The organism is Pseudomonas sp. 14A (genome assembly GCF_018132745.1).
GTDB classification, from domain to species: Bacteria; Pseudomonadota; Gammaproteobacteria; order Pseudomonadales; family Pseudomonadaceae; genus Aquipseudomonas; species Aquipseudomonas mercuritolerans.
The window spans coordinates 477179-489296 of sequence record NZ_JAGRQJ010000001.1 but is presented as its reverse complement, the minus strand read 5'-3'; the positions used below and the strand labels follow the sequence as shown (position 1 = coordinate 489296).

Annotated in this window: 8 protein-coding genes; 1 reads left to right on the top strand and 7 read right to left on the bottom strand. The window is 59.6% G+C overall.

Annotation, left to right across the window (positions count from 1 at the left end; translation table 11 throughout):
- The first annotated feature begins 53 nt into the window (after window positions 1-53).
- Window positions 54-4706, top strand: coding sequence for an NEL-type E3 ubiquitin ligase domain-containing protein (locus PS14A_RS01995; protein WP_249121126.1), 4653 nt, complete (start codon window positions 54-56; stop codon window positions 4704-4706).
- Window positions 4707-4751: 45 nt separating this feature from the next.
- Here PS14A_RS01995 and dnaB read toward each other — a convergent pair whose 3' ends face one another.
- The 7 genes from dnaB to rnr all read right to left on the bottom strand — a co-directional run bounded on the left by dnaB (window position 4752) and on the right by rnr (window position 12037).
- The gene (gene dnaB / locus PS14A_RS01990; protein WP_039756905.1) at window positions 4752-6149 is read right to left on the bottom strand and encodes a replicative DNA helicase; all 1398 of its coding nucleotides are present in this window, start codon (window positions 6147-6149) and stop codon (window positions 4752-4754) included.
- A 119-nt stretch (window positions 6150-6268) separates the two neighbouring features.
- A complete protein-coding gene (gene rplI / locus PS14A_RS01985) occupies window positions 6269-6715 on the bottom strand; it encodes a 50S ribosomal protein L9 (protein WP_003221136.1) in 447 nt (148 codons plus the stop codon).
- An 18-nt stretch (window positions 6716-6733) separates the two neighbouring features.
- Complete coding sequence (locus tag PS14A_RS01980; RefSeq protein ID WP_016771937.1) at window positions 6734-7627, bottom strand: hypothetical protein; 894 nt, start codon at window positions 7625-7627, stop codon at window positions 6734-6736.
- Between the two features lie 36 nt (window positions 7628-7663).
- Entirely contained in the window at window positions 7664-7894 is a 231-nt protein-coding gene (gene rpsR, locus PS14A_RS01975; RefSeq protein ID WP_002551829.1) for a 30S ribosomal protein S18, read from the bottom strand.
- Between the two features lie 29 nt (window positions 7895-7923).
- Window positions 7924-8346 (bottom strand): 30S ribosomal protein S6, encoded by a 423-nt coding sequence (rpsF, locus tag PS14A_RS01970; RefSeq protein ID WP_016771938.1) that lies wholly within the window; start codon window positions 8344-8346, stop codon window positions 7924-7926.
- 296 nt (window positions 8347-8642) lie between these two features.
- On the bottom strand, window positions 8643-9410 hold the full coding sequence (gene rlmB / locus PS14A_RS01965; protein ID WP_095180954.1) for a 23S rRNA (guanosine(2251)-2'-O)-methyltransferase RlmB: 768 nt from the start codon (window positions 9408-9410) through the stop codon (window positions 8643-8645).
- Window positions 9407-12037 (bottom strand): ribonuclease R, encoded by a 2631-nt coding sequence (gene rnr, locus PS14A_RS01960; protein WP_024011371.1) that lies wholly within the window; start codon window positions 12035-12037, stop codon window positions 9407-9409. Before rnr ends, rlmB begins: the two co-directional genes overlap by 4 nt.
- Window positions 12038-12118: the final 81 nt, after the last annotated feature.

The following is a 12118-nucleotide window of genomic DNA, read 5'->3' as shown; positions in this document are numbered from 1 at the left end:
GGAGCACCGGATGCCGAGTGCTGCCAGGCAACCTCTACAAGGAATGTAAAGACATGCCAATCAAGATAGCCACCAAAGGCAACACCACCGTCGATGTCCATTTGCGGCCGGATACGCCAGTGGATCCACCCGCGCTACGCCCTGACATAACCCTGCGACCTGGCTTGGAAGCCGAAACGCTGACTACACCACCACGGCCGGGCAGCACCACAGGCAGCGCTGACGCTGACGCAATCGGTCTGGCTCCGACCGTTACCGTGCACCCCACCCGGTCAGGACAGGATAGCGTTGATCTCGGCGACCGATCGCTGGAACACTATCGACTCTCCCTTACACCCAGCCTGCCCGCGGCCAATACCGAGGGTTTGAGATTGTTCAAGGGCCGCCAGTACGTAGAGCTGGCCGATGGCGGCTTAGTGCAGGTTGGCAAGGAATCGCAGAGCGGTCTCTGGCGGGCCACGCTGGCGAGCGAATTGACGCCCACAGGGCCGGCGATGCTGCGAAACCCCGACGACGGGCTGTGGCATGCATTCGAGCACTCGCAGCCAACCACGTTTGCCCTGTCAGCGACCCGCCTGGAGGACTTTCGCACTGCACTGGACTTCAGCAGCGCCATAGGCGACAGCGACGGTCTGCATCGCTTTGAAGGAAAGCTCTACGCCGTGATCGACAATCACGCGTATCAGGTACTGCAAGATCTCGATGCCTCGACGCCCTGGTCGCAGGTGATGCGCATCGTCAGAGCCGAAGATCCGGTGGCCGTCGATGCGGACAATCACTATGTCGCCTCACGACCGGGTCGCTCGCAAGCGATTGTGCTGGACCCACGCGAGGGCTGGGTCGGTGTCAGCACCGGGGGCGCCGGCGGGATGCGGCGGGCAGAGCGGAATCCGTCCGCTCGTCGAAGTCTGGCAGAGCGCTTCTTCGCGTTCACCCACCGTTCGAGCCGACCCGAGGCTCGGGTACGAAAACTCTATCCATCGTTCGACGATCAACAGGTTGCAGCCTTCCTTCGAACGCTGGGTGACGACGTCGACGGCGGACTGACCACGAAGGAGACCGAGTACAGCAACCTGGAAAAAGACCTGCAGGCGTGGACAGCGACACACAAGCATCTGACCGTTCCTTCAGCGCAAGGGCCTGTCACCAATTGGGCAAATACCGTCGCTAACGGAATCAAACGCTGCTGGAGTCAAGAAACGACGCAATTGCGCTTTCCCCTCAGTCACGCACCGTTGCCTGCCCTGAGAGCGGATTTCAACCATGTCCGTTTTCTGGAAATGGACTCGGTGGCGTGGTCGCCTGCTGCAGAAACCTTTTTGAGCGGCTTTAGCGGCCTGCAGAGTTTGAAAATTACCCGCTCGGGCCTGGAAAAACTGCCGGCAGCCGTCAGCCAAATGCACAACCTGACCGAGCTGAATCTGCGCACCAACAAGCTCCAGCTTGATGAGGCCAGCGCCGCTGCACTCGGCAGCCTGGCAAACCTGGAGGTCCTTGTCCTGACGAAAAACCCTTTGGGCAAGTTGCCCGATTTCAGCGCGATGTCCAACTTGCAAGAGCTGGACCTTTGCGCCACAGGCATCGAGGGCTGGCCGACCGGCCTGAAGGGACTGACCGCTCTGAAAAAGATCGACTTGCGCCATAACAAGCTGCAAGAGGTGCCCGCCGAGCATCTGAACCCAGCGGACGACCAGTTCGAAGCCATTGTCCATATCAACCGTCACATCCTGCTGGAGAACAATGCGTTCCCCGCCGATTACTGGCAGAAGTTCGAGCGCTTCTGGCTGCAGGCGGAGGCCAGGAAAGCCGAGTGGGCCGCTGGCGCTCTGGAAGGCGCTTTCAGGCTCAAGGAAGGCATTGGCGTCATTGACCGGACGCGAAATCTGTATGCGCATCTGGACGTGGCCGGCGCGAAGAAATTCATCATGGGGCTGGGCGACGATACAGACGCGGTGCTGACTCGGCGCAGCGAAGCGTTTGCCCAGTTGGACACGAGCCTTGATGCCTACAAGCAATCCTGTGCACTGCTGAGCAACGCCGGCCAACGCAAACGGGCACTCGAGACTGCGACGGCGATCAGGCAATGCTGGCTTGACCAGACGCAAACGACACTGACGCTCGATTACCTCGGTCTGGTCGGGATACGCAACAAACAAACCATGCTGCCGGACCTGAGCGCAGACTTCGGACACGTGCGCAAACTGACACTGATCGGGGTGGAGTGGTCGCCGGCTGCCAATACTTTCCTGTCCGGCTTTAGCCATCTGCAGCACCTGAGCATTGGAAATTCAACGCTCGACAAGCCACCGACGATGCTCAGTCAAATGCAAACGCTCACCTGGTTGAATCTGGGTTCCAACCAGATTGAACTGGATGCGCAAGCCGTCGCGACAATCGCTGGCCTGAACCGATTGACCCATCTGAACCTGTCGCACAATCCATTGAAGATAACGCCGGACGTCAGCGCCATGTCAGGCTTGACCACGCTGAACCTGAGTCATGCGCAGATCTCCCACTGGCCGCTCGGACTGCTGAACAAGACCGCTTTGACTGGCGTCGATTTGGGCAGCAACCTTTTAACCGACGTTCCCGAGGCCCACCTCAACCCGCCCGCCGATCAACTCGCCGCTGTTGCACGGATCAACAATGTCACGTTATTGACAAGCAATCCCGGCATTCCCTCCAGCTATGTGAGGAAATTCGAAGGTTACTGGCGTCGCCTGAACACAGCACATCCGGAGTTGATGACCCCGGTCCACCCTTCAGCCTTCGACCATGACAAATCGCGGGCGCAACGCTACCACCGCCTCTATCCAGCCAAAAGCATCAACGACTGCCGCAAATACCTGTGGGGCCTCGAGCCTGGCACCGTGGGCACGAGGCTGAGTCAGCTCGAACGCGAGTTCGCGGTTTTGAACCAGCAGCTTGACGCATGGGTATTTTCCGGGGGAGGTAACCGTCAAGGTTATATTCCTGCCAACCAACTCATGCTCAATGCCGAAAACCGAGCTGACCGGACCACGGCGCGAGACCGGATCATCAACTGCTGGCGGCAGGAAACACCGCAGCAGACGGCATTTGACGGGACCAGTATAGGCCTGGAGCTGGACCTCAGCGGTCTGAACCTGCCAAGCCTCCCGGATATCGACGCGGACTTCAGCCATGTGGGTTCGGTCAAGCTCCGCGATATGCACTTGAGTGCTTCGCCCGAAGGCTTCCTTACCCGTTTCAGGCACGTGCGCTGGCTGGATCTTTCCAAAAACCAATTGCGCGTACTGCCCCCGGCCATTGGCCAAATGAACGGGCTGACCAAGCTGTTCCTGCAGCACAATGAAATATCCCTGACCGTCGATACGGCACGGATCCTGTCGGAACGCACCACCCTGCGAGCGCTATGGCTGAGTAACAACCGGCAACTTGGCATCGTCCCGGACTTCAGTCGGATCCCCGACATGCGTTCGGTCAATCTGGCTAGCACAGGCATTTCGGAATTTCCTGTCGGCCTCAGCGCACAGCCCTCCCTGGACACCGTCAACCTGAGCAATAACCGCATTGAGCAAATTCCGGACTTCGTCTTTGACGCGGTGCCGTTCCAAGTCAACGACGTAACCAATATCCGCTTCAACCAGTTGAACAACCAGTCCCGCGCCCGTCTGGTCGAATATGCCGGGCGCCTCGCAGCCGCCGGCATGTTCATGAGTGGCAGGAATAATCTGATCGACACAGGGCTGAGCATGAACATGCCGAACATCAGGGCCCTCCTGCTGGACACCATGACGCGCTGGACCGTCGGGTTGCCAGCCACCGAAGTCGCCACAAGACGACAGCAATGGCAAACCGTGCGCGATGAGCAAGGTTCCGATGGGCTGTTCAACACGATTGACCGCCTGCTGAGCGAGCCCGCCAGCCACCCTGACCTGCAACGCAGGGTCTGGAACCTGATCGACAGCATCACGGAAAACACTGCTCAATCCGAACATTTGCGCCGGGAAGTACTGGACCGCGCGGGCGACCCGGCATGTTGTGACCGGGCGGCGTTCACGTTCACCAATCTGGAAGTGCTGACCCTCGCGCACAAGGCCCGCTCCCAGGCCCGTGACGAGGCACAAGGCAAACAACTGTCGGCATTGTCCAAGGCCCTGTTCCGTCTGCATGAGGTCGACAAGATTGCCTCAGCGGATATCGCCCAGCGTGAAGCCCGCATCGCCGCGTCCAGAACACCTGAGGAGGCACGAGTGTTCGGGCCTCCTCGCGTACCCGAAGAAATCGAAGTGCGGCTGTTCTATCGCTTTCGCCTGAAGGATCGTCTGCAACTGCCGGGACAGCCGGAACGGATGGGCTTCGCCCGATTGGCGGACGTGTCGGAGGCACAACTGAATGCCGCGTATGAAAAGGTGATCGCGCAGGATAATTCGCCGGAAGAGTTTCAGGCACTGGTGGCCAGAGAGTTCTGGCAGGAGTTCATCACGCACAAGTACCGGTCGCAGTTTGAAACACAACGCGATCCCTTCCAGACGCGCCAGGCGACGCTAGATGATGCGCATTCGGCCAGTGAGCTTTCATTCGTCGACTACAAGGCACAATCGATGTCGCTGCAAGCCGAGTTGGCAATCAAGGAAGCGGAGTTGATCACAACCCTGAGCCGGCAGGAACTCAGCGAATATGCGATGCAAAATTCCGAAACGGCAGCAGTTGAAACTGAATAACCGCTGAAACATAGGTGCAACTGGCCGGCATGACCCGGCCAGTTGTCATTCGTCGTCGTCGAAGTTGTAACTGCCCGGCGCGAGGTTTTCGAAGCGCGTGTATTTGCCGATGAACGCCAGCCGAATGAAACCGATCGGGCCGTTACGCTGCTTGCCGATGATGATTTCGGCGATGCCCTTGTGCTCGGTCTCCGGGTGATACACCTCGTCGCGATAAACGAACATGATCACGTCGGCGTCCTGCTCGATCGCTCCGGATTCGCGCAAGTCGGAGTTCACCGGGCGTTTGTTCGGGCGCTGTTCCAGGGAACGGTTGAGCTGCGACAGGGCAACTACCGGGCAGTTGAATTCCTTGGCCAGGGCTTTCAGGGATCGCGAGATCTCGGAAATCTCGTTGGTGCGGTTGTCACCGCTGGAACCGGGAATCTGCATCAGTTGCAGGTAGTCGATCATGATCAGGCCGACCTCGCCGTGCTCACGCACCAGACGCCGGGTCCGCGCGCGCATTTCCGACGGGCTGATACCAGCGGTGTCATCGATGAACAGTTTGCGGTCGTTGAGCAGATTGACCGCCGAAGTCAGGCGCGGCCAGTCGTCGTCTTCGAGTTGGCCGGAACGCACCTTGGTCTGGTCGATTCGGCCGAGCGAAGAGAGCATACGCATGATCAGCGATTCGCCTGGCATCTCGAGCGAGTAAACGAGCACCGCTTTTTCGCTGCGCAACACGGCGTTTTCCACCAGGTTCATCGCGAAGGTGGTCTTACCCATCGACGGACGGCCGGCAACGATGATCAGGTCGGACGGCTGCAAGCCGCTGGTCTTCTCATCGAGGTCGGTGTAGCCAGTGGACAGGCCAGTGATGGCGTCGGCGGTGTTGAACAACGTGTCGATGCGATCGATGGCCTTGGTCAGCAGCTCATTGACGCCGACCGGGCCGCCGGTCTTGGGCCGCGCTTCGGCGATCTGGAAGATCTGCCGTTCGGCTTCGTCGAGGATTTCTTCCGCGGTGCGGCCTTCGGGGTTGAAGGCGCTGTCGGCAATCTCGGTGCTGATACCGATCAGTTGGCGCAACGTCGCACGCTGGCGGACGATCTGCGCATAGGCCTTGATGTTGGCGACGGACGGGGTATTTTTCGCCAGTTCGCCGAGATAACCAAGGCCGCCGACTTGCGACGTCTGGCCTTCCTTGTCCAATTGCTCGGCAAGGGTCACGACGTCGATCGGCGAGTTCTGATCGGCCAGTTTGGCGATCGCGCGGAAAATCAAACGGTGGTCATGTCGATAGAAATCGCCGTCGGAGACTTGATCGAGCACGCGTTCCCAGGCGTTGTTGTCCAGCATCAGACCACCGAGTACAGCCTGTTCGGCCTCGATGGAATGCGGCGGCACCTTCAGGGCAGCGGTTTGCAGATCGTATTGCTCGGGAGCGGAGATATCGTTCATGGCCACTTGAGTATTAGTGAAAAGCAGGGAATTCAGAAAGACAAAGGGCACGACCTGTAAACAGGATCGTGCCCGATGTTAACCGCCTGACGGACAAGCCGCCAGCCGATCCGTGTTGCTTAAGCTGCTACCACGACAACGCGTACGGTGGCTTCAACTTCGGCGTGCAGGTGCACAGCCACGTCGAATTCACCCACGTTGCGGATGGTGCCGTTCGGCAGACGAACTTCGCTCTTCTGCACTTCAACGCCGGAGGCGGTCAGTGCGTCAGCGATGTCGTGAGTACCGATCGAACCGAACAGCTTGCCTTCGTCGCCAGCGGTGGCAGTGATGGTCACTTCCAGCTCGGCCAGTTGGGCAGCACGGCTTTCAGCCGATGCCTTACGGTCTGCGGCGGCTTTTTCCAGCTCGGCGCGACGCTCTTCGAACGCAGCCAGGTTGGCAGCGGTCGCAGCGGTAGCCTTGCCGAAAGGCAGCAGGTAGTTACGGCCGTAACCGGCCTTAACGTTTACTTTGTCGCCCAGGTTGCCCAGGTTGGCGATTTTTTCCAGAAGGATCAGTTGCATGTGAAAATCCTCTAACTTTTAACCTTCACCGTTCGCGCTGTCGGTGTCTTTCGACACGTGACGACCGCGAAAATCAATCAGGCTGTCGACAATGGCCAGAACCACGAGCAACGGATAGATCAGCTGCATGAACAACAGCAGCGTGACGTACAACCCCACCAGCCAGAAACCGGCCAGTCGCTTCTGCCCGACCAGCCCGTGAATCAGGGCCAGCCCGGCGAACACCAGCGGTACACTGCACAACGGCGTCAACATGGCCATCTGTGCACCGAGATTCGGGCCCAGAAGCATCAACGCCAGCAGTAACATCGCCGGCCCCAGCGGGATGCGGATGGCGCGAAACTCGCGACCGAAACCACCCGGGTTGTACAACAACGCCTGCCAATGCCGCCCGACAATCAGGCTCAGCACGCTGACGATCTGCAACAAGGCCGCAATCAGTCCGGTCAGGACCGGTGCAATCAGGGACGCAAAACGCGCCTGCTCATCGACCGACAATTGCTTGTAGGTCTCACCGAGAAGTGCCGGCATGACCTTTATAAGGGCCTGTGCGAGCATCTCGATCTGGGCCGCAAACGCGACCCCGAGCACCACTGAAAACACCACTCCGATCACTACGCTGACGAGCAGCGTGCGGACCCAGGATTCGCTTGCGCGCAAAACCAACGCAAGCCCCGAAGACCCCAGCAGCACCAGAAGTGCCCGTGGGTCGTCGGCATACAGCCACCAGATCAAGGCCGGCAGCAGTCCCAGTGACAGAACGCCCAGGGCGTCCGTCAATCCGCGCCGCAGCAGCACAAGGCTCCCGGCGGCAGCACCCAACCAATACAACAACGGCAATGTTGCACATCCGGCCACCACGAGAGTGGCCTGCATTCGGCCTCGCATGATGAACTCAGCTAAGGCGCGCATGCATTCAATCCTTTGCTACTTGTCGACTGCCCGGTCTCAGCGGCCGTGGCTGTCGGTGTAGGCCAGCAGGGCCAGGAAGCGGGCGCGCTTGATAGCGGTGGCCAGCTGACGCTGATAACGAGCTTTGGTACCGGTGATGCGGCTTGGAACGATTTTGCCGGTCTCGGATACGTAGGCTTTCAGAGTGTTGAGATCTTTGTAATCGATCTCTTTCACGTCTTCAGCGGTGAAGCGGCAGAATTTACGACGACGGAAGAAACGTGCCATTTGATAGGCTCCTTAATAAGGTCCGTGGATTACTCGTCAGCGTTATCGCTGTTGTCGCTGTCATCACTGTCGGTGCCTTCGGCGCCTTCGTGCTCAGGACGGTCGCGACGCTCACGGCGCTCACTGCGGTTTTCTTCAGCCTTGAGCATCTCGGACTGGCCGGTAACGGCTTCGTCGCGACGGATGACCAGGTTACGGATCACTGCATCGTTGTAGCGGAAGTTGTCTTCCAGCTCGGCCAGGGCCTTGCCAGTGCACTCAACGTTCAGCATCACGTAGTGAGCCTTGTGAACATTGTTGATTGCGTAGGCCAGTTGACGACGGCCCCAGTCTTCCAGACGGTGGATTTTGCCGCCGTCTTCTTCGATCAGCTTGGTGTAACGCTCAACCATGCCGCCGACTTGCTCGCTCTGATCCGGGTGGACCAGAAAGATGATTTCGTAATGACGCATGAATGCTCCTTACGGGTTGTAGCCTGCCGCTCAAAAACGGTCAGACAAGGAGTGAATGACACTTATGGACTTGCTGGCACGGGGCACATGCGTGCCTGCCGTCACAGCAAGGGGCGCAATTGTAGAGAAGGGACTGCGGGGGCGCAAGGCAATTGGTGATTATTTGAACAACCACCGGGCGACCCGTGTAGGAGCTGCCGAAGGCTGCGATCTTTTGACTTTGATTTTTTCAAAGCAAGATCAAAAGATCGCAGCCTCGTTTCACTCGACAGCTCCTACAGGGGATTTGCAGCAGGTCAGGACTTCTTCGCAGTAGCCTTGGCCTTCGCGCCCCGTTGGCGCTGGGCTTCGAACAGGCACACGCCTGTGGCGACCGAGACGTTGAGGCTGCTGACACTGCCGGCCATCGGCAGGTTCACCAGATAGTCGCAGTGCTCGCGGGTCAGGCGGCGCATGCCTTTGCCTTCAGCGCCCATGATCAGAATGGTCGGGCCGGTGAGGTCCTGGTCATAAATGCTGACCTCGGCTTCACCGGCCGTACCGACAACCCACAAACCGCGCTGCTGAAGTTTTTCCAGAGTGCGAGCCAGGTTGGTCACGGCCACCAGCGGAATCACTTCCGCCGCGCCGCAGGCAACTTTACGCACCACCGGCGTCAGCGTGGCCGACTTGTCCTTCGGCACGATCACCGCCAGCGCACCGGCCGCATCGGCCGAACGCAGGCAGGCGCCGAGGTTGTGCGGATCGGTCACACCGTCGAGCACCAGCAGCAGCGGAGCGCCTTCGGTGCGATCAAGCAACTCGTCGAGCATTGCCTCGCCCCAGACCTGACTCGGGCTGACTTCCGCGACCACGCCCTGGTGCACGCCTTCAACCCAGGCGTCCATTTCGCGGCGCTCGGCCTGGCCGACCTGAACACGGTTTTCATTGGCCAGCTCGACCAGCGTCTGCACGCGCGGATCGTTGCGGCTTTCCGCCAGCCAGATCTGCTTGACGCGCTTGGGATGGTGACGCAGCAACGCTTCTACCGCGTGAACGCCGTAGATTTTTTCCAACTGACTCATGACTTCGCCTTCGGTTTACGCGCCCCGCCACTCTTGGCTGGAGCGGAACCCGCTTTTGGCGGGCCCTTACGGTGTTTGCTTGGCTTGGCTGGCTTGCCGTCGGTCGCCCTGTCAGGCGCCGACCGTCCGGTCTTTCCCCCGGACGCCGCTTTACCACCGTTTTTCGCATCGGCCAGCAAGGCCTTCTTCAATTCACGGCTTTTGCGCAGTTCAGCGTTTTTCGCCACGGCATCGCTCGGGCGATAGGCTTCGGCAACCTTTTCCTTGGCCGGACGACGGCTGGCGGTTTTCGCTGGGGCCTTTTCTTCCGCAGCCTTGGCAGCAGGCGCTGCGGTTTCGGCGCCACGTTTCTTGCGACCGATCGGCGCGCTGATGGTTTTTTCGGCCATCTCGAAATCGATCTTGCGCTCGTCGAGGTCGACGCGCATGACGCGTACTTCAACGGTGTCGCCAAGACGGAAACTGCGACCGGTGCGCTCGCCCGCCAAGCGGTGATGCACAGGATCAAAGTGGTAGTAATCACCCGGCAGCGCAGTGACGTGCACCAGGCCTTCGACGTAGATATCGGTCAGTTCGACGAACAGACCAAAACCGGTCACGGCGGTAATCACGCCCGGGAACGACTCGCCGACGCGATCCTTCATGAACTCGCACTTGAGCCAGTTCACCACGTCGCGGGTCGCCTCGTCGGCACGACGCTCGCTCATCGAGCACTGCTCGCCGAGCTGCTCCAAGGCCGCTTCGTCGTACGGATAGATGCGCGCTTTCGGAATGGTCATCGCACCGGCACGACGAACGTGCGGGGTGTCCTGTTTCGAATGGATCACGCTGCGAATTGCCCGGTGCGTGAGCAGGTCCGGGTAACGACGGATCGGCGAGGTGAAGTGGGTATAGGCTTCGTAATTCAGGCCGAAGTGGCCGTCGTTTTCAGCGCTGTACACCGCTTGGCTCAACGAACGCAGCATCACGGTCTGGATCAGGTGGAAATCCGGACGATCCTTGATGCTCGCCAGCAAAGCCTGATAATCCTTCGGCGACGGACCGTCTTTGCCTTTGTGCAGGGACAGACCAAGCTCACCAAGGAACGCGCGCAGTTTTTCCAGACGCTCTGGCGGCGGACCGGCGTGAACGCGATACAGCGCAGGAATTTCGTGCTTCTTGAGGAATTCGGCAGTGGCCACGTTGGCCGCCAGCATGCATTCCTCGATCAGCTTGTGCGCATCGTTACGGACAGTCGGACGGATTTCGGCAATCTTGCGCTCGGAACCGAAGATGATCCGGGTTTCCTGGGTTTCGAAATCGATCGCGCCACGCACGTGACGAGCTGCCAGCAACACCTTGTATAACGCGTAGAGCTGCTTGAGGTGCGGCACGACGTCGGTGTACTCGCCGCGCAATTTGCGCGCTTCGGTCGCCTTCGGCGTTTCCAGCATCGCGCTGACCTTGTTGTAGGTCAGACGGGCGTGGGAATGGATCACCGCCTCATAGAAGCAGTAGTCGGTCATTTCGCCGGACTTGGAGATGGTCATCTCGCAAACCATGGCCAGACGATCGACTTGCGGGTTCAGCGAGCACAGGCCGTTGGACAGTTGCTCCGGCAGCATCGGAATCACGCGCTCGGGGAAGTACACCGAGTTGCCGCGAACCTGAGCTTCGTTGTCCAGGGCCGAGCCGATCTTCACGTAGCTGGAAACGTCGGCGATCGCCACGTACAACTTCCAGCCACCGGAGAACAGGCGCAGCTTGCCCGGTTTGGCTTCGCAGTAGACCGCGTCATCGAAGTCGCGGGCGTCTTCGCCGTCGATGGTGACGAACGGCAGATGGCGCAAATCGATGCGCTTCTCTTTGTCTTTTTCTTCAACTTCCGGCTTGAGCTTGGCGGCTTCTTTCACAACCGCTTCAGGCCAGACGTGCGGAATGTCGTAAGTGCGCAGGGCAACATCGATTTCCATGCCCGGCGCCATGTAGTTGCCGACCACTTCGACCACATCGCCTTGCGGCTGGAAGCGCGGCGTTGGCCAGTGGGTGATTTTCACTTCGACGAACTGACCGATCTGCGCGTTGGCGTTGCGCCCCGGCGTCACCAGCACTTCCTGCTGGATCTTCGGATTGTCGGCAACCACGAAACCGATACCGCCCTCTTCGAAGTAGCGGCCAACGATGGTTTCGTGAGCGCGGGACACTACTTCAACGATCACGCCTTCGCGGCGACCACGGCGGTCGAGCCCGGAAACCCGGGCCAGCGCGCGGTCACCGTCGAACACCAGACGCATTTGCGCCGGGCTCATGAACAGGTCGTCGCTGCCGTCGTCCGGCACCAGGAAGCCGAAACCGTCACGGTGACCGCTGATGCGGCCGAGAATCAGGTCGAGCTTGTCCACCGGCGCATAAGTGCCCCGGCGGGTGTAGATCAGTTGAGCGTCGCGCTCCATGGCGCGCAAGCGGCGGCGCAGGGCCTCGATCTGGTCTTCTGTGGTCAGACCAAACTCTTCGACCAGTTGCTCGCGGGCAGCAGGCGAACCCCGATCGGCGAGGTGCGCCAGGATCAGTTCGCGGCTGGGAATAGGGTTTTCGTATTTTTCCGCTTCACGAGCGGCCTCGGGATCGAGGGACTGCCAATCGGCCATTAGAGAGTTTTCACCTTGTCTATATGCGGGTTAGTTTGGCATAGGCGCCGTGAAACGGGAAATTTCCGCTTCTATAGGACC

What these genes read in the sequence shown, in the direction of transcription:
- PS14A_RS01995 (WP_249121126.1), top strand. Translation starts at nt 54, where the DNA reads ATGCCAATCAAGATAGCCACCAAAGGCAACACCACCGTCGATGTCCAT.
- dnaB (WP_039756905.1), bottom strand. Translation starts at nt 6,149, where the DNA reads ATGAACGATATCTCCGCTCCCGAGCAATACGATCTGCAAACCGCTGCC.
- rplI (WP_003221136.1), bottom strand. Translation starts at nt 6,715, where the DNA reads ATGCAACTGATCCTTCTGGAAAAAATCGCCAACCTGGGCAACCTGGGC.
- PS14A_RS01980 (WP_016771937.1), bottom strand. Translation starts at nt 7,627, where the DNA reads ATGCGCGCCTTAGCTGAGTTCATCATGCGAGGCCGAATGCAGGCCACT.
- rpsR (WP_002551829.1), bottom strand. Translation starts at nt 7,894, where the DNA reads ATGGCACGTTTCTTCCGTCGTCGTAAATTCTGCCGCTTCACCGCTGAA.
- rpsF (WP_016771938.1), bottom strand. Translation starts at nt 8,346, where the DNA reads ATGCGTCATTACGAAATCATCTTTCTGGTCCACCCGGATCAGAGCGAG.
- rlmB (WP_095180954.1), bottom strand. Translation starts at nt 9,410, where the DNA reads ATGAGTCAGTTGGAAAAAATCTACGGCGTTCACGCGGTAGAAGCGTTG.
- rnr (WP_024011371.1), bottom strand. Translation starts at nt 12,037, where the DNA reads ATGGCCGATTGGCAGTCCCTCGATCCCGAGGCCGCTCGTGAAGCGGAA.